Origin of the sequence: Sphingomonas sp. 35-24ZXX, assembly GCF_000786215.1 — a bacterium.
In the GTDB taxonomy this organism is placed as follows: domain Bacteria; phylum Pseudomonadota; class Alphaproteobacteria; order Sphingomonadales; family Sphingomonadaceae; genus Blastomonas.
Genome location: NZ_JROG01000008.1, coordinates 215487 through 237482, shown reverse-complemented (window position 1 = coordinate 237482; position 21996 = coordinate 215487). Strand labels below are relative to the sequence as shown.

Annotated in this window: 22 protein-coding genes; 11 read left to right on the top strand and 11 right to left on the bottom strand. The window is 64.9% G+C overall.

All coding sequences use genetic code 11. The features are described 5' to 3' along the window. Window positions 1–62: 62 nt before the first annotated feature. On the bottom strand, window positions 63–1250 hold the full coding sequence (locus LI72_RS15800) for a hypothetical protein (RefSeq protein WP_033926876.1): 1188 nt from the start codon (window positions 1248–1250) through the stop codon (window positions 63–65). 130 nt (window positions 1251–1380) lie between these two features. Here LI72_RS15800 and LI72_RS15795 point away from each other — a divergent pair, with 130 nt between their 5' ends. The 3 genes from LI72_RS15795 to LI72_RS15785 all read left to right on the top strand — a co-directional run bounded on the left by LI72_RS15795 (window position 1381) and on the right by LI72_RS15785 (window position 3884). Beyond that, a complete protein-coding gene (locus LI72_RS15795) occupies window positions 1381–2157 on the top strand; it encodes an enoyl-CoA hydratase (RefSeq protein WP_156139647.1) in 777 nt (258 codons plus the stop codon). Window positions 2158–2273: 116 nt separating this feature from the next. Continuing rightward, entirely contained in the window at window positions 2274–3428 is a 1155-nt protein-coding gene (locus tag LI72_RS15790) for an acyl-CoA dehydrogenase family protein (protein WP_033926875.1), read from the top strand. A gap of 21 nt (window positions 3429–3449) precedes the next feature. Continuing rightward, the gene (locus LI72_RS15785) at window positions 3450–3884 is read left to right on the top strand and encodes an acyl-CoA thioesterase (protein WP_033926874.1); all 435 of its coding nucleotides are present in this window, start codon (window positions 3450–3452) and stop codon (window positions 3882–3884) included. 16 nt (window positions 3885–3900) lie between these two features. On the opposite strand, the gene LI72_RS15780 is transcribed toward LI72_RS15785, so the two are convergent. Together LI72_RS15780 and LI72_RS15775 are read right to left on the bottom strand one after the other, a co-directional pair. Further along, entirely contained in the window at window positions 3901–4482 is a 582-nt protein-coding gene (locus tag LI72_RS15780) for a YqaA family protein (RefSeq protein ID WP_033926873.1), read from the bottom strand. Between the two features lie 169 nt (window positions 4483–4651). Then, window positions 4652–5020, bottom strand: a complete 369-nt coding sequence (locus LI72_RS15775; RefSeq protein ID WP_033926872.1) for a PRC-barrel domain-containing protein — start codon at window positions 5018–5020, stop codon at window positions 4652–4654. Window positions 5021–5277: 257 nt separating this feature from the next. On the opposite strand from LI72_RS15775, the gene LI72_RS15770 reads away from it, so the two are divergent. Further along, on the top strand, window positions 5278–7104 hold the full coding sequence (locus LI72_RS15770; protein ID WP_156139646.1) for a cyclic nucleotide-binding and patatin-like phospholipase domain-containing protein: 1827 nt from the start codon (window positions 5278–5280) through the stop codon (window positions 7102–7104). Here the strand turns inward: LI72_RS15770 and LI72_RS15765 are convergent. The 7 genes from LI72_RS15765 to LI72_RS15735 form a co-directional block, all read right to left on the bottom strand. Continuing rightward, a complete protein-coding gene (locus LI72_RS15765) occupies window positions 7092–7478 on the bottom strand; it encodes a YidH family protein (protein WP_033926870.1) in 387 nt (128 codons plus the stop codon). The two genes, LI72_RS15770 and LI72_RS15765, sit on opposite strands and share 13 nt — an antisense overlap. Window positions 7479–7563: 85 nt before the next feature. After that, window positions 7564–7866 carry a SemiSWEET family sugar transporter gene (locus LI72_RS15760; RefSeq protein WP_033926869.1) on the bottom strand — a complete coding sequence of 101 codons (303 nt, stop codon included), beginning with the start codon at window positions 7864–7866 and terminating at the stop codon, window positions 7564–7566. Next, window positions 7863–8918: a mechanosensitive ion channel family protein gene (locus tag LI72_RS15755; RefSeq protein WP_033926868.1), complete on the bottom strand. Its 1056-nt coding sequence runs from the start codon at window positions 8916–8918 to the stop codon at window positions 7863–7865. Before LI72_RS15755 ends, LI72_RS15760 begins: the two co-directional genes overlap by 4 nt. 30 nt (window positions 8919–8948) lie before the next feature. After that, window positions 8949–9545 carry a Crp/Fnr family transcriptional regulator gene (locus tag LI72_RS15750; protein ID WP_052130001.1) on the bottom strand — a complete coding sequence of 199 codons (597 nt, stop codon included), beginning with the start codon at window positions 9543–9545 and terminating at the stop codon, window positions 8949–8951. A 199-nt stretch (window positions 9546–9744) separates the two neighbouring features. Further along, the gene (locus LI72_RS20345) at window positions 9745–10431 is read right to left on the bottom strand and encodes a hypothetical protein (RefSeq protein WP_052129999.1); all 687 of its coding nucleotides are present in this window, start codon (window positions 10429–10431) and stop codon (window positions 9745–9747) included. A 163-nt stretch (window positions 10432–10594) separates the two neighbouring features. Continuing rightward, on the bottom strand, window positions 10595–11446 hold the full coding sequence (locus LI72_RS15740) for an SDR family oxidoreductase (RefSeq protein WP_033926867.1): 852 nt from the start codon (window positions 11444–11446) through the stop codon (window positions 10595–10597). 145 nt (window positions 11447–11591) lie between these two features. Next, window positions 11592–11807: a hypothetical protein gene (locus LI72_RS15735; protein ID WP_156139645.1), complete on the bottom strand. Its 216-nt coding sequence runs from the start codon at window positions 11805–11807 to the stop codon at window positions 11592–11594. Between the two features lie 232 nt (window positions 11808–12039). On the opposite strand from LI72_RS15735, the gene glf reads away from it, so the two are divergent. Continuing rightward, a complete protein-coding gene (glf, locus tag LI72_RS15730) occupies window positions 12040–14379 on the top strand; it encodes a UDP-galactopyranose mutase (protein ID WP_052129997.1) in 2340 nt (779 codons plus the stop codon). Continuing rightward, a complete protein-coding gene (locus tag LI72_RS15725) occupies window positions 14376–15812 on the top strand; it encodes a hypothetical protein (protein ID WP_052129995.1) in 1437 nt (478 codons plus the stop codon). The genes glf and LI72_RS15725 overlap by 4 nt, the downstream gene beginning before the upstream one ends. Window positions 15813–15896: 84 nt before the next feature. Here the strand turns inward: LI72_RS15725 and LI72_RS15720 are convergent, their stop codons facing one another. Beyond that, window positions 15897–16475, bottom strand: a complete 579-nt coding sequence (locus tag LI72_RS15720; RefSeq protein WP_081985100.1) for a hemerythrin domain-containing protein — start codon at window positions 16473–16475, stop codon at window positions 15897–15899. 152 nt (window positions 16476–16627) lie between these two features. Here LI72_RS15720 and LI72_RS15715 point away from each other — a divergent pair, with 152 nt between their 5' ends. The 5 genes from LI72_RS15715 to LI72_RS15695 all read left to right on the top strand — a co-directional run bounded on the left by LI72_RS15715 (window position 16628) and on the right by LI72_RS15695 (window position 21983). After that, window positions 16628–16900 (top strand): hypothetical protein, encoded by a 273-nt coding sequence (locus LI72_RS15715; RefSeq protein ID WP_033926864.1) that lies wholly within the window; start codon window positions 16628–16630, stop codon window positions 16898–16900. A gap of 27 nt (window positions 16901–16927) precedes the next feature. Further along, entirely contained in the window at window positions 16928–17932 is a 1005-nt protein-coding gene (locus LI72_RS15710) for a DNA topoisomerase IB (protein ID WP_081985098.1), read from the top strand. A gap of 78 nt (window positions 17933–18010) precedes the next feature. Then, complete coding sequence (otsB, locus tag LI72_RS15705) at window positions 18011–18790, top strand: trehalose-phosphatase (RefSeq protein ID WP_052129993.1); 780 nt, start codon at window positions 18011–18013, stop codon at window positions 18788–18790. After that, complete coding sequence (locus tag LI72_RS15700; RefSeq protein WP_033926862.1) at window positions 18787–20568, top strand: glycoside hydrolase family 15 protein; 1782 nt, start codon at window positions 18787–18789, stop codon at window positions 20566–20568. Before otsB ends, LI72_RS15700 begins: the two co-directional genes overlap by 4 nt. After that, complete coding sequence (locus LI72_RS15695) at window positions 20565–21983, top strand: alpha,alpha-trehalose-phosphate synthase (UDP-forming) (protein ID WP_033926861.1); 1419 nt, start codon at window positions 20565–20567, stop codon at window positions 21981–21983. The genes LI72_RS15700 and LI72_RS15695 overlap by 4 nt, the downstream gene beginning before the upstream one ends. Window positions 21984–21996: the final 13 nt, after the last annotated feature.

Genomic DNA, 21996 nt, shown 5'->3' with positions numbered 1-21996 from the left:
AGGCAGCATCACTGTGTCGGAAGGTCCGCGCCAAGGCAAGCCCCGGCGCGGAATCGACAGCCTCAGCTCGGCACGGTCGGGGCGTTTGCCTGCCGTGGAGGTGCCACGGTCAGGTCGATCTGCTCGAACCGGGGATTGGCAGCACGGCGACGGATCATCGAGTTCTTGGGAACAACGAAATCAGCAGTCAACGTGTAGCGTTCCACCCGGTAACGCCCCACCAGGTCGTCGGAATCGGCAGCCGGGGTGTAACGCCGCCGACCTATCGCCTCGACCAGCGGCTTGGACCACTGCCACCGGGGCGATCCCCGCAGAACATCGACACTTTCCACACGGCCATCCGGTCCGATCTGATAGCCGATATCGACCCATTTCAGGCCGACCAGATCCGCACCAAAGGGCTGCAGTTGATACAGCAGGGGATCGCTGGGCGCCAAATCCCCACCACGCGGGACGGGAAGGTCAGGCGCCCACACCAGGGTCGGGCCAATCCGCTTCTGGTCTTCGGTGAGCCGGGCAATCAGCGCCTCGACGGCCTGCATGTCGCCATCGCGTGCTGCAAGCCGCATTGCCAGCACTTCGGACGCCAGCTTCAATCCGGTGGTCTGGGGCAGATTGCTCGCCTGGATGGCATTGAGCAGTTCCATCGCCTGCTCGCGGCGATTGGCCCGATACAGCATGGCCGCCCGGCCCAGATCGGCGCGCATCGCGATCAGCGGCTGGTCGGCGTCGGTGGCGCGTGCGGACAGATCTTCCAACTGGGCGATGTTGAAGGAAGGCCCGTCGATCTGATACTGCGCCTGGATCAACCGCATCCGCGCCATCAGCGCATTGGGCGATTGCGGGGCGTGCCGATCGAGCAGCCGGGTGGTCGCGCCGGTCGCGCGCAAAGCCTCGCGCTGGTCGCCGAAATGCCAGGCGACGGTCGCACGCGCCGTATGCAGCTCTGCCACCGCGAACGGATCACTGTCTGCATTCTTCTTGGTGCGCGAGACCGCCTTGCCCAGCGCAGTGCGCGCGTCGTGATAATTGCCTTCACGGAATTCCGCCTCGGCATAGCGCACGGTGGCGATCACATCCTCGCGTACCGAGCACCCACCCGCCTCGCACCGGGCGACATCGGCCTTGAGATCGGCAAGCTTTGCGCCGACAACAACGATCTCGTCTCGCTGAAGCGGGCCCGGGGGTTGTGCCTGGGTGGCGGAAGCAAGGAGGAGCAGCGACGCTCCGGCGAGTAGCTGATTGACCATCGTTCACTCCAATCGCAAGACTGAACACCCGAAGGTGAGCGTATCAAGAAAGATCGGGATTGAAAATCCGGCTGCGTTATTTTGCGACGAACCGTTTTGACAAGATAATCCACCCAATCTGGAGAGAAAAATGCTGGTGACAACAGACATTCAGGACAGTGTCGCGATTGTAACATTGAACCGGCCCGAGGCGATGAACGCTTTGTCATCGGCTCTGCGGGCAGAACTGGCCGAAGCGATGCGGGCGGTTGCTTGTGATGACACGGTCCGCGCGGTGGTGCTGACAGGGGCGGGCACGCGCGCCTTCACCGCCGGGCTGGATCTCAAGGAACTGGGTGCGAACACGCAGGGGCTGGGCGCGGCCAATGCCACCGACCCGCGCGACAATCCGGTCAAGGCCGTCGAACAGTGCGCCAAGCCCGTGATCGGCGCGATCAACGGTGTCGCGATCACCGGCGGGTTCGAGCTGGCACTGGCCTGCGATGTGCTGATCGCGTCAACCAACGCCCGTTTTGCCGATACCCATGCCCGGGTCGGCATCATGCCCGGCTGGGGGCTGTCGCAGAAATTGTCGCGAATGATCGGCCTGTCGCGCGCCAAGGAGCTGTCGCTGACCGGCAATTTCCTCGACGCCGCCACGGCCGAGCGCTGGGGGCTGGTCAACCGCGTGGTAGAGGCCGACGCGCTTCTGCCCACCGCCATCGCGCTGGCCCGCGACATGGCGAGCATCGATCCGGCGATGAGCGCCGCCTACAAGGCGCTGATCGACGATGGCTTTGCGCTGCCCTTCGGCGAGGGCCTGAAGCTCGAGGCCGAACGATCGACCGCCGCCAACACCCAGGTCGCGCCGGAAGCGGTCGAACAGGCGCGGCAGGCGGTGATGGCGCGCGGGCGATCGCAGGGCTGAGGCTTCTTAACCGCGCGATTAAATACCGGTTGACGTTTACGTTAAGGCAGCGCTAGACCTTGGCCGTCGCCGCGCGGCATGAATCGCACGGCCGAGACATCCACCGGAGAGAAGCCATGTCGCTCGATGCCCTTGCCCGCACCGCCTATACGCCCGATCACGAGGCGTTTCGCCAGACCGTCCGCCGCTTCATGCAGGAAGAGGTCGCGCCCAACGCGGTGAAATGGGACGAGGAAAAGATTGTTCCACGTGAAATCTGGCCCAAGGCAGGCGAGCTCGGCATGCTGTGCCCGACCGTGCCGGAAGAATACGGCGGCCTGGGCCTGGACTTCGGCTACAACGCCATCGTCAACGAAGAAGCCGCCTATTTCGGCGGATCGCCGCTCGGCTTCTCGCTGCAGTCGGACATCGTGGTCAACTATCTGGTCCAGTACGGCTCTGAAGAACAGAAGCAGAAGTGGCTGCCGCGTCTCGTCTCGGGCGAGACGATCACCGCGATCGCGATGACCGAGCCGGGCACGGGCTCCGACCTTCAGGGCATCCGCACGACGGCCAAGAAGGATGGCAACCACTATGTCATCAACGGCTCCAAGACCTATATCACCAACGGCCAGAACGCCGACCTGATCCTGGTCTGCGCCAAGACCGATACCGAAGTGCAGCCCGCCTGGAAGGGCGTATCGATCATCCTCGTCGAGGCCGATCGCGAAGGCTTTGCCCGCGGCCGCAACCTCGACAAGATCGGCCAGGATGCCGCCGACACCTCGGAGCTGTTCTTCAACGACGTCCGCGTGCCGATGACCAACTGCCTCGGCGAAGAAGGCAAGGGCTTCATCTATCTGATGAGCGAGCTGCCGCAGGAGCGCCTGTCGATCGCCGTCTCGGCCCAGGCTTCGGCGCAGAAGGCCTATGACGATACTGTCGCGTTCGTGAAGGACCGCAAGGCGTTCGGCAAGACCGTGTTCGATTTCCAGAACACCCGCTTCGTGCTCGCCGACCTCAAGACCAAGCTGCAGGTCGGCTGGGCGCATCTCGACTGGGCGCTCAATCGTCACGCGACCAAGGAACTGACTGCGGTCGAAGGCGCTGCCGCCAAGCTGTGGCATACCGAACTGCAGTGGGAAATCATGGACAAGTGCCTACAGCTGCACGGCGGCGCCGGCTACATGAACGAATATCCCATCGCCCGCGCCTGGCGCGGTGCGCGCGTGACGCGCATCTTCGGCGGTACCAATGAAATCATGAAGGAGCTGATCGGTCGTTCGCTGTAAGGCGCGACCGGAACCTTCCTCATGCCCAAATCAGAATCCTGGCAGCGCGATCCGGAAAGCTATCCGTTCAGCACCGTAACCGAAACGCGCTTCCAGGATCTGGACCCGCTGGGCCATATCAACAATGTCGCGATGGCGGCGCTGTTCGAGAATGGTCGGGTCCGGTTCAACCGCAATCTGGGGCTGGAACGCCGCCAGCCCGGCGAGCGCTGGCTGATCGCCTCGGTGTCGATCGACTATGTTGCCGAGGCGCACTTTCCCGATCCGGTCGAGGTGATGAGCGGTATCGGCCGCATCGGATCTTCCAGCTGGGATATCTATTCGGCCGCCTTCCAGCAGGGCGTGTGCGTGGCGACCTGCGTTTCCACCCTGGTGCTGACCGACAAGGCAGGCCCCAAGTCGATCCCCGATCCGCTGCGCCAGCGTTATGGCGAGCTGCTGGTTCGCCGCTCCTGAGCCGGACCTGTCGGGGTCAGAAGACGAATTTCAGCGCCGCAAACCCGCCGACGAACAGCACGCCGACCACGGTGGTAGCGATCGCGAAATGCTTGTCGATCCAGTCCTGCATCGGCTGACCGAATTTCCACAGCAACGCGCCGACCAGAAAGAACCGCGCCGAACGCGCGATGATCGAGGCGATGACCAGAATGTACAGCGGCATCGCGGTGGCGCCGGCGGCGATGGTGATCACCTTGAACGGCAGCGGCGTGAAGCCCGCCAGCAGCACGATCAGCCAGCCTTGCTCGTTGAAGTTCACCTTGAACGCCTCGAACTGGTCGCCCAGGCCATAGAAGTCCAGAATGGCGCTGCCGACCGTCTCGAACAGGAAAAAGCCGATCGCATAGCCCAGCAGCGCGCCGAGCACCGAGGCGATCGTGCAGATCAGCGCATATTGGAATGCCTTGTGCGGCTTGGCCAGGCACATCGGTGCCAGCATCACGTCGGGCGGGATCGGGAAGAAGCTCGATTCAATGAAGCTGACAGCGGCCAGCCAGTGCGGGGCCTTTTCATGCGCCGCCTTGGCGAGCGTCCAGTGGTAGAGCCGTTTGAGCATCCGGGTGCGGAACCTTTGAAAGCATCGCTGCTCCCGACCGGAGGCAACGGGCGCAAGCGCCGCGTCCCTTAAGACCAGCGCCGCTGCCAACGCAAGCGGTTACCACAGAATACGGGCCGGAGAGCCAGATGACTCCCCGACCCGCAGTGCCTGGGTGGGACCGGCGCGATTACCAATACGGCTTAACTGCCCAATAATCGTAAACGCTGGTCTGATATTCGCGATCATAAGCGCGGTCGCGCTCGCTGTCCGAGAAGCTCGGGGCGTTCTTGAGCTGGTCGGCTGTGACCGAAACCAGATAGCCGCCGAGTTCGGTATCATAAGTCAGCTTCGACCAGGGCAGGCTGTGCAGTTCGCTGCCAATACCCAGAAAGCCGCCGACCGACACGATGACGTCGGTCACCTTACCTTCGTGCTTGCTGATCAGCATGTTGGTGACCGATCCGATCTTTTCGCGGTCCGATCCGTAAACGGCGGTCCCGTCGACGCGATCGCTGGAAATGGTGTCCTGGCCGCGTTCAAGCGTGCTGTCGTGCATGATGGAAACTCCTCTCGATGGTCCGCCTGTGTCCGCCCGCAAGGGTGTGGGCTGCTGACCGGACCAAGAGGCGGTTTGGGGGGCGGCCCGGCCAGCATCATACCTAGCGATGAGCGGACAAAGCGTTGCTCGGCTGGTCGCAAAGCAGCGATGCCCTGCCGACGGGCTTCTGTTTTGCGAATCGCTGGTCTAGTCTGCGCACGCAACCCCGCGGCCAGACATGGCGCTCGATCGGGGCCGAACCAGGAGGGACAGGTTTGACGTCGGAGCCGATGGAGCACAGCGCGGACGGTAGCTTGCGCGACTGGATGCAGTCAGGGCTGTTTGCTGGCGTCGACCAGACCGCGATCGATGCGCTGAGCGAACGGGCGCACCGGCTGGAGCTGCCCGCCGGCAGCATCCTGGTGCACCAGGGTGATTTTGCCGATTCGCTCTATTTCCTCGAGACCGGGCGGCTGCGCGTGCTGATCGAGACCCCGTCGGGCCGCAAGGCGGTGGCGCAGATCGAGGCGGGCGAACCGGTGGGCGAGCTCGCCTTTTTCGGCGGCGGCACGCGCACCGCGACGCTGCAGGCCAGCCGCGACAGCGTGGTGATGGTGCTTGATCGCGAAAGCTATGACGCGGTCGTGAGCGAATTTCCCCAGCTCGTCCCCGCCATCCTGACGGCGGTGACGCAAAGGCTGGCGGCGGTGACCGCCAAGACCCCGCCGATGGAGGCGCGGCTGCCGCGCGTCATCGCTGTGGTGCCATGCGGCAGCAGCCGGATCGACCCTGCGCTGCTCGACCGCCTGACCGATGCCATCCGCCGCACCGTGCCGGACGACCGGCAGGTGATTCTGGTACGCGAGTCAGATGTGCCGCAGGGGCCGGCCAGCGCCTATCAGGCCTGGCTGCGCGAGCACGAGGCCCGGCGCGGATATCTGCTGATCGACGCGGGCGGCGATCCCGAATGGGGTGCATTGGTCTGCCGCAATGCCGACGGTCTGCTGATGATCGCCGAGGCAGGCGCCAGCCCCGCGCTGAACCCGCTGGAGCAGGCTGGGTGCGCAGCGATCGAGCCGCCCAACCGCACCTTGCTGGTGGTGCGCGACAGCGCCGACCGGCCGATCTCCGGCACCGCCGCCTGGCTGGCGGGGCGCGACCCGCATCTGCATCATCATGTCGCAAAAGACACGAAAGGCGATTTCAGCCGGGTTGCGCGGTTCCTCACCGGGCGCGCCGTGGGGCTGGTGCTGGCAGGCGGCGGCGCGTTGGGCTGCGCGCATCTGGGCATTGTCCGCGGGCTGCAACAGGCGGGCATCCCCATCGACCTGATCGGCGGGACCAGTGCCGGCGCGGCAATGGGCGCGGCGATCGCGCAGGGCCTGTCCGTACCGCAGACACTCGACCAGATGGAGGCGATGTTCATCGACGCCAAGGCGATGCGGCGCTTTACCGTGCCGATCCATTCGCTGCTGGACCCGGCCGTGTTCGATGCGGAGCTGGAAACGCGCTATGGCACGGCCGACATTGCCGACCAGCCGATCAACTTCTTTGCCATCTCGACCAACCTGTCGACCAACGACCTGCACGTCCACCGCAATGGCCCATTGTGGCATGCCGTGCGTGCGTCCGGCTCTCTCCCGACCATCCTGCCGCCGTTCATCGATACCGATGGCAATATCCTGGTCGATGGCGGGGTGCTGGACAATGTTCCCGTGGTCACGATGCGCGCGCTCAAGTCCGGGCCGAACATCGTCGTGACATTGGGCGAGGCCGGACAGACGTGGCGGATCAAGGCGGCCTATCACTCGCTCCGGCGGCGCGGCCAGCTGATCCGCGACCTTTTGCTGCGGCGCAAGTCCGACAGCGATTTCCCGTCGATCGTCGAGATCATGCAACGCTCGATGGTCGTCGCCAGCCGAATCGCCTCGCGGTCGATGCTGCGCGATGGCGATATCCTGCTCAGCCCGCCGATCGTGCAGGGCATGCAGATCCTGGACTGGCACCTGGGCCGCAAGCAGGCCGAACAGGCCGCGCGCTATGTCGCGCAGGAGGTCGCCGCCAACCCCGCGCTGGCAGGGCTTGCCAATCAGCCCGACTGATCGCCGATCAGCAGCCAGATGGCGCCGACCAGCGCGATCGTCGCGGCGCTGAGCATCCAGGCGAGCAGACGGATGCGCAAGGGTTTGAGCTCGGACACGCTGTGGGCATCGAGATTGTCCAGAATCCGCCGCGCGCGGCGATCGGCAGACAGGAAGATGTAGATGGCGACCAGCAGAAAGGCGGTCGCGATCGCCTTGGCCACCCAATCGGGTTCGAGCGAGCGGAACAGCGCGTTGAAGCCGAGGCCGATACCGACTGCGGCCATGCCGGTGCGCATCCACCCGGCAAAGCTGCGCTCATGCGCCAGGATCGTGCGATCCTCGGCAAAATCGGTGCGGTCGCGGGCCATGTCACGGCGGTGTTCGGCGCTCATCTACGGGTTCCTTCCGCCGCCAGTACGGCGCACCTATCCGCAGTGCGCGCCAACATAGGCTGGCTTGCGCCGGATTCGGCAGGTTTCAGGCCGCAGGATCCAGCTTTTCGGCGACTTCCCTGGTCTTGTGATCGGGCAGCATGATCATCGCCAGGATGAACAGCGCAAAGCACAGGCAGATGGCATTGGGGATGATCAGCGTCCATTCGCCCTTGAGCAGGCCGAAGCTGACCCATGCGGCAAAGGCGAGGCTGGTCAGCGCGAACATCCGCAGCGACAGGCCTTCGGTCGAACGGCTGCGGATGATCTTCCAGGCCTGCGGGGTAAAGCTGGCGACCGAGGCGCAGGCGCCGATCGTTCCTGCAACGGTAATCCAGTCGATGGTCATGCAGCCTCCATGGGTTCCAGCGCCAGGCGGCTGCGATTGAGCGCGCCCGGCATTTCGGCGGAGATGAAGCGCAGCACCGTCTCGCGAACATCGCAACGCATGTCGAACAGTTCCGATCCGTTGCGGCCGCTCATCAGGATGCGCAGTTCCAGGGCATGGGCTGTCATGTCGGTCACCTGCAGCAGGGCAGCGCGCCCGTCCCACAGCCGGTGGCTCCGCACCGCATCCAGCGCGGCGGTGCGCACTTTCTCGACATCGGCGGAATGGTCGAGATGGATCATCACCGTGCCCAGCAGGTGGCTAGTCTCGCGGGTCCAGTTCTCGATCGGCTCTTCGAGCAGTTTCGCCACCGGGATGACCAGTCGCCGGTCGTCCCAGATCTTGAGGACGATATAGGTCAGCGAAATCTTCTCCACCCGGCCCCATTCGCCCTGATAGACCACGACGTCGTCGATCCGCACCGGCTCGGTAAACACCAGCTGCATGCCCGCGACGAGGTTCTTGAGCAGCGGCTGCGCGGCGACACCAAAGGCAAGCCCGGCGATACCCGCCGATGCCACCAATGCCACGCCGATCTCGCGCACCTCGGGGATTTTCAGCAACAGGAGCCCGCAGCTCACCAGCACGACGATCACCGTTGCGATCCGCGCCATGATCTCCGCCCGCGTGCGGCGACGGCGCGCGGCGAGATTGTCGGTCGCCGCGACATCCGAACGGGAATCGACATAGCCATGGACGAAGCGGATGATCGCGATCACCAGCCAGCCCCAGAGCAAGGGCATCACGATACGGATCGCGCCGACCAGATTGTCCGCAATGACATCCCCGCGATCGACCAGATCGTCGATCCACAGCAAGGCGAGTGCAACCATGATCCAGCGCAACGGGTGAAACAGGCACGCCAGCAAGGCCTCGTCCTGCGTGGTCCGGGTCCGCCGGGCAATGCGGATGGCAATCGCCATCGCGATCCGGTGCAGCACGAGCGCACCCGACACCAGCAGCAAGGCTGCCGCCGGTGTCCATAGTGCATCCCAGAGTTCGGCCCGATCCATTACCGGACTACGAGGGACTGGCAGACAGGTTCAAAATAATCGCTGATAGTTGACCGTTTCGGCGAGCCCGTCGCGGTTCCGAAGGCTCAGCCTGCCGTGGGCCAGACGGATCACCCCATCGGCGCGCATCTGCTGCAGCGTGCGGTTGACGTGCACCGACGAGATGCCCACCAGATCGGCGAGCAGTTCCTGGGTCAGCGGCATCTGGTACTGGTCCTCGTCGCCGTGACCGCGCATCGCCAGCCGCTCGCCCAGTTCCAGGAACAGATGCGCCATGCGCTCATAAGCGCTGAGGCAGCCCAGGCGGAAAATGCTGTTCTCCAGCTGGCGCTCGATCAGCGCGCATTCGGTCTCGAGCACTTCGCTGGTGGGCAGCGAGTTGAACTCGACCAGCGACAGCCGGCTGACCGACATTACCGCATGATAGAAGCTGGGCTGGCTGGTGCGCCACACCCCGATCAGCTCTCCGGGCAGATAGAGATTGGTCAGCTGACGGCGGCCATCCAGCGTGATCCGATAGCCTGCCGCCCAGCCTTCGAGAACCAGACGGGGACGCACGATGGTGTCGCCCTGCTGGATGAAGTCGCAGCGCGGTTCGATATGGCTGGAACACGCTCGGGCGTGCATGGGAAATGCGACCGGCAAACTCGCATGTAGTGTCATAAGCTGTGACTTTCGAAAGACCCCTCGTCTCACAAGCTTTCATTTTGTTCATCCACAGGTGCTATACTGGTATAAGTGCCGGCTACATTTACGACGAACGGAAAACAAACGGGGGACAAAACGCCCCCCGCCGTCCAAAATACTTCAGTCAAATCAACATGTGTTAAGTTTTCTTGTCGCCAATCGTGCTGAGGCGTGACGTCGATTCGGATTCTTCACCGGTCTGCTGCTGGGCTTCGTCCCGATTTTTGGAACGCCAGTCGTTGAATTCCTGATCGAACTGGCTCTGCCGCTGCTGGTTGAAGCGTTCGTAATCGCGATCGAGCTGCTCGATCTGTTTCTGGCGCCAGCTGGAATAATGCGGATCGTGCTGATGCTGATGCTGGCCGCCACCGCCCTGCTGGCCCTGACCACCCTGATACTGGCCCGCCTCGCTCTGGCGGCCTTGGTCCGGATCATGGAACTGGCCGGAGGAACGATCACGTCCCTGGCCTGCGCCACCCCAGCCACCGCCTTGTGCAAAGCCGCCGACCTGGGCGTAGTCCTGACCGCTCTGGCCGAACCCGCCACCGCCGCCATAGCCGCCGCCCGATCCGCCCTGACCATATTCGGCCAGATCGGCAAAGCGCCCGCCGGGCTGATAAGGCTGACCGCCGCCCTGATTGCCACCGGACGGCTGATAGTCGCCCTGCCCGCGCTGACCATAGCCGCCCTGCTGCTGGGGCTGACCGGCTCCGTTGCCATAACCGCCGCCACGATGGTCGGCAGAGCGCGCGCTATCGTTTTCCGACCGCCGCGAACCGAGGAGATTGGTGTTGCTGTTGTTCCAGTTCTGATTGTTATCAGTCACTTGCTGCTTCCTTTCCTGTCATGGCGGCTGCGTATCCTGGGGACCGGGATACAGGCGACGCCGCTGCCCCCTTTGTCAGCGACCAGGTCGGCAGTGGCCCTTGCACAGGTTAGGAACGGTGCCATTCGTCGCACGCGCGCCAGCAAACACCGCGCACCAGGGGTCAACTGCCGACGATCACCCCACCATTGGGGTGCAGCACCTGACCGCTCATGTAGCTGGAATCCTCGCACGCCAGGAACAGGAAGCAGGGCGCAACTTCGTTGGGCTGGCCGGGGCGGCCCATCGGCGTCGATTCGCCGAAATGCTCCAGCTTTTCCTCGCTCGCTCCGCCACAGGGATTCAGCGGCGTCCAGATCGGCCCGGGCGCCACCCCGTTCACCCGGATGCCCTTTTCGACAAGGTTTTCCGACAGGCTGCGAGTGAACGCGGTGATCGCTCCCTTGGTGGCGGAATAGTCGAGCAGCTCGTCGGCGCCCTTGTACATCGTCACCGAGGTGCAGTTGATGATTGCCGCGCCGGGCTTGAGATGCTCCATCGCGGCCTGCACCATGTAGAACATGCCGAAGACATTGGTCTGGAAGGTGCGCTTGAGCTGCTTGTCCGAAATGTCGGTGATGTCCTTGTCGGGATGCTGTTCACCGGCATTGTTGACCAGGATGTCGAGCCGGCCGAAGCGGCTGATGGCAAGGTCGATGATCTTCTGGCAATGGTCGGGCTCGCCGATATCGCCTGCGATGATCGCGGCCTTGCTGCCCTCGTGCTCGACCATGCGCGCCGTATCCTCGTCGTCGCGATCCTCTTCGAGATACGAGAGGACGACATTGGCGCCCTCGCGCGCGAACAGGACGGCCACAGCGCGGCCGATGCCCGAATCGCCACCGGTAATGACCGCGACCTTGCCATCGAGGCGGCCCGATCCGGGATAGCGCGGTTGCCATTCGGGCTTGGGATCAAGCCCGGCCTCGAGCCCGGGAAGCTCGCCTTCGTGCATTTTCGACAGTGTTTCGGTCATGGGGAAATCCTCTGGTTCGTGGTGAAATGCGACCCTGGGGACAGATCGCATCGACAGACATCACGGCGACCCAACCCGCCATCGGCGCAGACGTTGCAGGCGCGCTGCCGGTCTGGCGCAGCAGGCAGCGCGCCCGGCCAGCCGATCAGCCGCGCGAATAGGGCGCTGCCGTACCCTCGACAGGGGCTGCGCCCAGCTGCGGCCTGTCGCCATGCGTCGCGGCGAAATGCTCGTCGCGGCGGCGCTGGCGCGGCATGGTGTTCAGACGCGGCGCGGGCATCGCGAGGCTGATCAGCGCACCGATGAGAGGCGCGCCCATGATCCACAGCGCAAGCAACGGAATTCCAAGAAAGCTGGTCATGTTGTTCACTCCATCAATCACCGGACCATCGGGACCGGCGGGTGAGTGCAAGACTGAGCCAGCGGGCGGCAAAGGCCCATAACATGGGTCAAAGCTCTTCAATTCCGTCAAAATCGCGCTGGTTTACCTATGTAAGACCGCGCCTCTTCACGCTGGGCTAGGTGCCGGACTGTCCACTGAAGACTCGTCCCCCCGCTCCGGGCCGGACGACACCCCGATCCGGAGACTCCCGATGCACCGCCCTGTAGAGCAAAGCCTTTCCGCTGCCCAATCGGCGCGCCCGGTGATTGTCTGCTTCTCTCATCTGCGCTGGGATCTGGTGTTCCAGCGGCCACAGCATATCATGACGCGGCTGAGCCAGAGCTTCGATATCGTCTATTGGGAGGAACCCCGGTTCGATGCCGAGAGCGACCGGCCCCGGCTGGAGCGGTTGGCGATGCGTCAGGGGCTGGTTCGTGCGATCCCGGTGCTGCCGGCGGGGCTCGATGCCGCTGCCACCGACAAGGCGCTGCGCAGCCTGTTGCAGGCCGAGGTGGCTGGCCACGCCTGCCCGCGGGTGTTCTGGTATTACACGCCGATGATGCTGGCGTTCAGCGCGCCGGTGCGCGCGGACCTGATCGTCTATGACTGCATGGACGAACTGGCGAATTTCGCCTTTGCCCCCGGCGACATCGCCGAGCGCGAGGCCGATCTGATGGCGCGCGCGGACATCGTGCTGTGCGGCGGACGCAGCCTGTACGAGGCGCGGCGCGGCCGCCATCCGAACATCCAGTGCTTCCCTTCGGGCGTGGATATCGCGCATTTCGCGCGCGATGCGGCGCACACCGTAGAACCTGACGATCAGGCGGCCCTGCCGCTTCCGCGGCTCGGCTTCTACGGGGTGATCGACGAGCGCATGGACCTTGCGCTGCTGGCAGAGATGGCACGCCTGCGCCCCGACTGGGCATTCGTGATGATCGGCCCGGTGGTCAAGATCAGCCCCGACGACCTGCCCCGTGCAGACAATATCCACTGGCTGGGCGGCAGGGATTACGCGCAGCTTCCCGATTATGCGGTGCACTGGGACATTGCGCTGATGCCCTTTGCGCGCAATGCCTCCACCCGCTTCATCAGCCCGACCAAGACACCCGAATACATGGCGAGCGGCCTGCCGGTGGTCTCCACCCCGATCAAGGACGTGGTCGACAGCTATGGCGCGCTCGCCAGCATCCGCATCGCCGACGATGCCGCGGGCTTTGTCGCTGCGTGCGAGGATCTGCTGGCAGCCACCGACGAGGATCGCGCTGCGTGGGTGGCAGAGGCGGGCGCATGCCTGGCCGACAAGAGCTGGGATGGCATGACCGGCCGCATCGCGCAGCAGCTGCATGACGCACTGATCGCCCGCCAGGTCAGCCGCATCGCAACATCGCGCCTGCCTCCGCGCCGGCGGCATTATGACGTGCTGGTGGTCGGCGCGGGCTTTGCCGGTGCAGTGATGGCCGAACGGATCGCGGCGGGATCGGGCAAATCGGTGCTGGTGATCGACAAGCGCGATCATATCGGCGGCAATGCCTATGATCATCGCGACGAGGCCGGGATCCTGGTGCACAGATACGGGCCGCACATCTTCCACACCAACAGCCGCGACATCCTGGACTATCTGTCGCGCTTCACCGGATGGCGGCCCTATGAGCACCGCGTGCTGGCCGATGTCGACGGTCAGCTGGTGCCGATGCCGATCAACCGCACCACGCTCAACAGGCTCTATGGCCTCGACCTCGCCGATGATCAGGCGGCAGCGGACTATCTGCAGTCCGTTGCGGTCGATGTCGGCGAAATCCGCAACTCGCGCGACACGGTGGTCGCGCAGGTGGGCGAGGACCTCTACGCCAAGTTCTTCCAGGGCTATACCCGCAAGCAATGGGGCGTCGATCCCAGCGCGCTCGACAAGAGCGTCGCGGCGCGAGTGCCTGCGCGCACCAACACCGATGACCGCTATTTCACCGACAGCTTCCAGTGCATGCCCGACCAGGGCTATACCGCGATGTTCGGTGCGATCCTCGACCATCCGCAGATCGATATCCTGACCGGGGTCAGCCATGCCGACCTGCCAGACGATATCAGCTGGGACCATCTGGTGTGGACCGGGCCGATCGACGAATATTTCGGCCACGAACTGGGCCGGCTGCCCTATCGTTCGCTGCGATTCGAGCACGAGACCCTGGCGACCGAACAATCGCAGCCGGTGGCGGTGGTCAACTATCCCGATTTCGACACGCCCTATACGCGCATCACCGAATACAAGCATCTGACCGGGCAGGAGGCCCCCGTGACCAGCATCACCCGCGAATATCCCGCAGACGAGGGCGATCCCTATTACCCCATCCCCAATCCGGCGGCGCAGGAGATGTACAGGCGCTATGCCACGCTGGCGCGCGACTGCGAGGACGTGACCTTTGTCGGGCGGCTGGCGACCTATCGCTATTACAACATGGACCAGATCGTCGGTCAGGCGCTGGCGACATGGCGGCGGCTGGATGCGCGCTGGCGGCTCGATGCGCTCGCCCGGCTGGGCGTGGTGGCGGCCGAATGAAGCACGCCGCCGCCCTGGAGCAGACCGCGATCCGCAAGGTCGCGGCCCCTCACCCGGCTGCAAACTGGGTGCGCTGCGCCGATGGCGCGCCCTATTTCCAGACCGAATCGGGTGCGGCCTGGGCACCTGTAGGACACAACGAGGCGATCACCTGGCCCAATATCGAACCGCTTTACGCGCGGCGCGATCCGCAGGCCGTCGATCGGCATTTCGCCATGCTCAAGGCGAGCGGGGTGACCTGCCTGCGGCTGATGCTCGACTACAGCCAGGTGCGCCACCGCCATCTGGAAAGCCGCTGCGGCCGGTTCAGCCCGCAGATGGTGCGGCTGTGGGATGATCTGATCGCGCTGGGCGAACGTCACGACATCCGCTTCCTGCTCACCCCGTTCGACACCTTCTTCATGGCGCGGCGGTGGAAGACGCACCCCTATTCCCACGCCATGGGCGGGCCATGCAAATCGCCGCGCCACATGTTCACCTGCGCGGCCACCCGGGCGGCGATCATCGAACGGATGCGCTTTGCCACCCGCCGCTGGGGCCACAGCCAGGCGGTGTTCGGCTGGGACCTTTGGAACGAGATCGACAGCTTCTACGCCGGCGGCGACATGGCCGCAGCGCACGCCTTTGTCAGCGACCTGTCCGATGCGCTGCGCGCCGAGGAAATCGCGCTGCATGGCCGCGCGCACCTCCAGACGGTCTCGGTCTATTATCCGGTGCTGGTCGAGCGCCCGGCGGTGGGAGATATCGTCTTCCGCCATCCCGGGCTCGATTTCGCCAGCGTGCACCTGTACGAGAAAGGCACGATCGACCAGCCACGCAGCAGCCTGGCACCGGCCGAGGCGACGAAGCGGCTGATGGCTGCGGCGCTGGCGCAGTGCCCGGCGGAGCGTCCGCTGCTCGACACCGAACACGGGCCGATCCACGCGTTCAAGGACCGGCACATCACCCTGCCCGACGATTTCGACACCGATTGCTTCCGCCGCACGCAATGGGCGCATCTGGCGAGCGGCGGCGCGGGCGGCGGCATGCGCTGGCCCTATCGCCATCCGCATGTGCTGATCCCCGCGATGCACGAGGCGCAGGCGGTGCTGGCGCGCTTCCTGCCGCTGATCGACTGGCAGCGCTTCCGCCGCCAGCCGCTGGCCGACCGGCTGAACGCGCGCAGCTTTGACGGGCTGGTGCTGGGATGCGGCGATGACGCGCAGGCCATCGTGTGCCTGATGGGCAGCCGCGCGCAGTGCGGCCATGGCTGCGCGGTGGATATCGCCGGGCTTCTGCCGGGGATCTACACCGTCACGCAGATGAACATGGTGACGGGCGAGCAGGAAACGAGCCAGCTGCAGACCACGACCGATGGCACGCTGACGGTGCTGGCGGGCAGCGGTGCGCCCGATATCGCGCTGGCGGTGGTCCGCTCGGGCGATCCGGACTGACCGATCACTGCCGGAAGGACCGCAAGCTCCCCGGCATCCTGCAGCGCGCTCCCCCGAGCGGCCGCAGGATGCCGGGAAACCGGATCAGGCAAGCATCAGGCCGGCCATGTTCATTTCGCGCGACAGTTTGCGGTTTTCATCCTCGCTCAACCGCTCGCGCAGCGCCGGGAACAGGCTGTCCTCTTCCTCGCGCATATGTTCCTCGAGCGCGCTGCGCAGCTCCCCCAGCGTGGTGACGAAGGCCGGGTTGCCCTTTTCCATATGGTTCAGCTCATAGAGCATCGCCTTGACCTGACCGTGCTCGCGGTTGAGCGCATCGGCGGCCTCGGCGCTCTCACCCCGCCGCAGCATCGGGTAGATCACGTTTTCTTCCTGCATCGCATGCTTGGATATCATGTGGGTCAGGCTGATCATCATCATCGTGCGGCGCTCGGGATGCTCGGGCGAGACCGCCTGCAGCTTGTCGATCACCGCGAGCGTCGCCTTGTGCTCCCTGGCCAGCCCCGCGCACCAGTCATCTGCCATCGCAGTGGGGGCCTGCACCGCCGTCTTGCGGCCGATGTTGGCGATCGCCGCGACACCGGCGGTGAGCAGCAGCCCCTTGATCGAGGTTCCCAGCACCGAACTGCCGTTACGGGGAGCCTGAGTGCGCGAATGAGCCATATGCAATATCCTCGGATGACGTCGCCGAATCGGCAACAGCGTGGCTCCCAGTGTCCCCCGGCAGGGTCGGCCCTGCTCACGCCTATGTTATGGGCCGGGCGAAATGCCGGTCCTAGGCTTGCGGCTTCACTCATCCACCAGAGGGAGCCATCATGGCAGACGAGCGTATCCCGGCAGTCGATGCCGCATCATCAGACGACATGAAGCAGCTGACCGGCAAGGGCGGCGGAGGGGAATCGGGCGGCGGTGCCTATCCCAATCCGCACACCGGCAAGGAGCTGCGCGGCGAAAAACAGGGATTCATCGAAGGTGGCCAGAGCGAAAACCGATATTACGGTCCGAAGGACGCACAGGCCAATTCCGCCAAGGGCGCAGGCCGTGACGATCTGGCCGGTGACAGGGACGGGGACGACACCGCCGTCTGACGAGCCTGTCCTGCCCGCAGCTGCCCTGTGACCGCAGCGGCCATGGCCCCGGAAGGGGATGATCCGCTGGTCTTCACGCAGGACGACAGCCCCGGGATCGAGCGGGTGCGGCGCGGGCGGGGCTTCAGCTATCATGACAGCGCGGGCAAGGTCATCCGCGACAAGGCCACGCGCAGCCGGATCGCGTCGCTGGCGATTCCGCCCGCCTATACCGATGTGTGGATCTGCGCCGATGCCAACGGCCATCTGCAGGCGACCGGGCGCGATGCGCGCGGGCGCAAGCAGTACCGCTATCACCCTGCCTTCCGGGCCCGGCAGGATGCGGCCAAGTTCGCCCGGCTGGCAAAGTTCGGTGCGTGCCTGCCCGCTTTGCGCGCACAGGTCGAAAAGGACATCAGCGCGCGCGGAACCTCGCGCCGCTGCGTCATCGCCACGATCATCCATCTGCTCGACTGCACCGCGATCCGGATCGGTAACGAGACCTATGCCAGGCAGAATCGCTCCTACGGCCTGACCACGCTGACCTGCCGGCATGTCCAGCTCGATGCCTCGGCAATCCGCTTTCGCTTCACCGGCAAGGGCGGGCGCAAATGGGATGTGTCGCTGCGGCACCGCCGGGTCGCCAAGGTGCTGCGCGGGCTGCAGGATCTGCCCGGCCAGCAACTGTTCCGCTATCGCGATGGCGAGGATCTGCGCACCGTGACATCGGACGATATCAATGCCTATCTGCGCGAGATCGGCGGCGAGGCGTTTTCCGCGAAGGACTTTCGCACCTGGTGCGGAACGGTGACCGCGACCGCTGCGCTGTGCGAGCTGCGCCAGCAGGACGCGCCGCCTGCGACCGAAAGCGCGATCCGGCAGGCGGTGGCCACGGCGGCCGATGCCCTTGGCAACACGCCCACGATCTGCCGCCAGTCCTATATCCATCCCAGGGTACTGGACGCCTATCGTGACGACGACCCGATGTTCCGGCGAACCGACCCGGATGCGGCAGAAACGGCCGTGCTCAAGCTGCTGCGACGGCGGAGATAAGGGAACCATCGCGGCTCCCGAGCGTGACTCCCTGCATTACCCCCATCGACAGACCCCAGCCATTGGAGCCGCTTCAGCGTGCGAGACAGCCCTGCGCAAACCACCGACCGGATTGACACCAGCACCGGTGTCACCGCCGCCGCCTCGACCCGCGAACGCCCGATGAGCCTGTTGCTGGATTTCGATGGCACGCTTGCGGAAATTCGCAGCACCCCCGATTCGGTCGCAGTCGACGATGCCATGGCGCAGGCACTGGCAAGCGCCGCGCGGCAGCTCGACGGACGGCTGGCGATCGTCAGCGGGCGGTCGCTCGCCCAGCTTGATGCGCTGCTGCCACCCGGGGTGGCGTCGTGCGTGATCGCCGCCAGCCACGGGCAGGAACTGCGCGTCGATGGCGTGGTGCAGGCGCCCGCACAGACCCGGCTGTTTGCCGACATGGCGTTCGAGGCGACGCTGCACTTCCAGCACACACCCGGCATTGTCATCGAGGAAAAGACCTATGGTCTGGGCGTGCACTACAGGCTGGCGCCCGAGCAGCGCGGTCAGGTCGATGACTGGACGATGGCGCAGGCCGCGCGCTACGACCTCGCCATCCAGCATGGCGACATGGTGTTCGAACTGCGCCTGCGCGGACCCGACAAGGGCGATGCCGTGCGTGCGATCATGGCATTGCCGCGCTTCGGTGGCAGCAGCCCCGTTTTCATCGGCGACGATCTGACCGACATCCCCGCATTCCAGGCAGCGCAGGCCCTGGGCGGTCGCGCAATCAGCGTCGGTCCGCGCACCGCGGCGCATGCCGATATCCAGCTCGACGATGTTGCCGCCGTGCGCACGCTGATTGCGGAGATCACGGCATGAGCGAGGCGATGAACCTGTGGCCGATCGGCAATTGCGAGATTGCAGCGCTGGTCGATGCCAAGGCGTCGATCTGTTGGGGCTGCCTGCCGCGCTTCGATGGCGACCCGGTCTTCTGTTCGCTGCTGGAGCCCAAGGAAGAGCATGGCTTCTGGGACATCGTGCTGGAAAACTGCACCCGCACCGAGCAGCATTACATCCGCAACACGCCGGTGCTGGTCACCCGGATGAGCTGCGATGCCGGCAATGCGATCGAGATCATCGATTTCATGCCGCGTTTCCCCCGCCATGGCCGGATGTTCCGGCCGATGGCGATCGCCCGCATTGTCCGCGTGATCAGCGGAAGCCCGCGCATTTCTGTGCGATTGCGCCCGGCGTTTGGCTGGGGCGAGGGGAAACCGGTCAGCACGTCGGGCTCCAATCACATACGCTATATCCTGGGCGAGCATACCCAGCGATTGACCTGCAATGCCCCGTTGGGCTGGATCAGGGACGAACGCATGTTCAGGGCAGAGCGCGACCTCTATTTCTATTTCGGGCCGGACGAGGGCTTTGATTCCCCTCTCGAAGCCACGCTCGAATCGATGCTCGACGAGACCGTCTCGACCTGGCAGCACTGGGTGCGCGGGCTCAATCTGCCGCTCGAATGGCAGGATGCGGTGATCCGCGCCGCAATCACGCTCAAGCTGTGCCAGTACGAACAGACCGGCGCGATCGTCGCAGCCCTCACCACGTCGCTGCCCGAGCATGCCGATTCGGGGCGCAACTGGGACTATCGCTTCTGCTGGATCCGTGATGCCTATTTCACGGTGCAGGCACTGAACCGGCTGGGCGCGCTCGACGTGCTCGAATCCTACCTGCATTATCTGCGCAACATCGTCGATGCGGCGCGCGGCGGGCATATCCAGCCGCTCTATGGCATCGGCGGCGAAGCGATCCTGACCGAGCATACCATGCCGGCGCTCGATGGCTATCAGGGCATGGGCCCGGTGCGCAGCGGCAACCAGGCCTATGAGCAGATCCAGCACGATGCCTATGGCCAGATCGTGCTGTCGAGCGTCCAGGCGTTCTTCGACCAGCGGCTGCTGCGCAGCGCCACGATCCAGGATTTCGAGGCGCTCGAGGCGGTCGGCCACCGTGCCTTCGCGATGTTCGACCAGCCCGATGCGGGCCTGTGGGAGCTGCGCACCCGCGCGCATGTCCACACCTATTCCGCCGCGATGTGCTGGGCGGCATGCGACCGCCTGGCCAATGCCGCAGGCACCATCGGACGCCCCAAGGTGTCGCAGTTCTGGGCCAACCGCGCCGAGCATATCCGCGCGCACATCGACAGCAACGCCTGGAGCCATGACGGCAACCATTATTCGGCGGTGCTGGGCGAGCGCACGCTCGACGCCAGCCTGCTGCAGCTGCTCGACCTCAAGTTCATCCGCGCCGACGATCCGCGCTTCATCGCGACGCTCGACGCCATAGAGGCAGGGCTGCGCCGGGGCAGCCACATGCTGCGCTATGCCGACGAGGACGATTTCGGCATGCCGGAAACGGCGTTCAACGTCTGCACCTTCTGGCTGATCGAGGCGCTGCACGCCACCGGTCGATACGGCGATGCGCGCGCCCTGTTCGAGGAAATGCTCAGCCGCCGCACCCCGGCCGGGCTGCTCTCCGAAGATATCGACCCCAGCACCGGCGCGCTCTGGGGCAATTACCCGCAAACCTACTCACTGGTCGGGCTGATCCAGTGTGCAGGCCTTCTCTCCCGGCCATGGAATGACGCAAGATGAACCGTCTGATCGCGATATCGAACCGTGTGCAGGCCGCCAATGGCGGCGAAAACAGCAACCGGGGCGGGCTGGCGGTAGCGCTGTCTGCGGCGCTGAGGGAAAGCAACGGCATCTGGTTCGGCTGGTCGGGCGAACAGACCGACGAGTTCACCGGCCAGATCAGCTTTCGCCGCGAGGCGGGCGTCGCCACCGCGACGATCGATCTCGAAGCGCAGGATATCGAGGAATATTACAACGGCTTTGCCAACCGCACCTTGTGGCCGCTGTTCCACTATCGGCTCGACCTGACCGAGATCGCGCGCGATTTTGCCGGGGGCTATGCGCGGGTCAACGAACGCTTTGCCGAGACCGTCGCGCCGCTGATCGAGCCCGACGACCTGATCTGGGTGCACGATTATCATCTGATGCCGCTGGGACGGCGGCTGCGCGAGCGCGGCTTCGAAAACCGGCTGGGCTTCTTCCTGCATACGCCCTGGCCGCCTTCCAGCCTGATGGTGTCGCTGCCCGGCCACCGCGATCTGGTGCAGAGCCTGCTCAGCTATGACGTGATCGGTTTTCACACCGACGAATGGCGCGCGTCGTTCATCGACTATATCAAGACGCATCTGGGCGCGGAAATCCGCGGCGAATATGCGCATCTGGCCGGTCGCACCACCCACCTTCTGATCTGCCCGATCGGTCTCGACACCACCGAATTCACGTCCGCGCTGGGCAGCAAGGCTGCGCGCGAGGCCGAGCAGCGGCTGATCACCAGCGCCGTGGGGCGGCAGGTGATCGTCGGCGTCGATCGGCTGGATTATTCTAAGGGTCTGCAGGAGCGGTTCCTGGCCTATGAGCAGCTGCTGGCGACAAGGCCAGATCTGCGCGAAAAGCTGTTCCTGCTGCAGATCGCGCCGCCTTCGCGCGGCGATGTCGCCAGCTATCAGCAGATTCGTGCCGATCTCAACAGCCTGTCGGGCGGGATCAATGGCGAATATGCCTCGATCGACTGGGTGCCGGTGCGCTATGTCAACAAGGGCTATGCCCGCGAAGAGCTGTTCGGCATCTACCGCGGCTCGCGGGTCGGTCTGGTGACCCCTCTGCGCGACGGGATGAACCTCGTCGCCAAGGAATATGTCGCGGCGCAGGATCCGGAAGATCCCGGCGTCCTGGTGCTGTCGCGCTTTGCCGGTGCCGCCGCGCAGCTCGATACCGCGCTGATCATCAACCCGCACAGCAGCGAGGACATGGCCGATGCCATCGCCCGGGCGCTGGCCATGCCGCTGGAAGAGCGCAAGGAGCGGCACGCCGCGATGCTGAAATCGGTGGTCGAAGAGGATGTCCGCTGGTGGAGCGCGCGTTTCATCGCGGCGCTGACCGAACCCGAACCCAGCGAGAGCCGGCCGCCGCTGACTTTGGCGTCGAGCCAGTCCTGACCTGAGCGCGGCC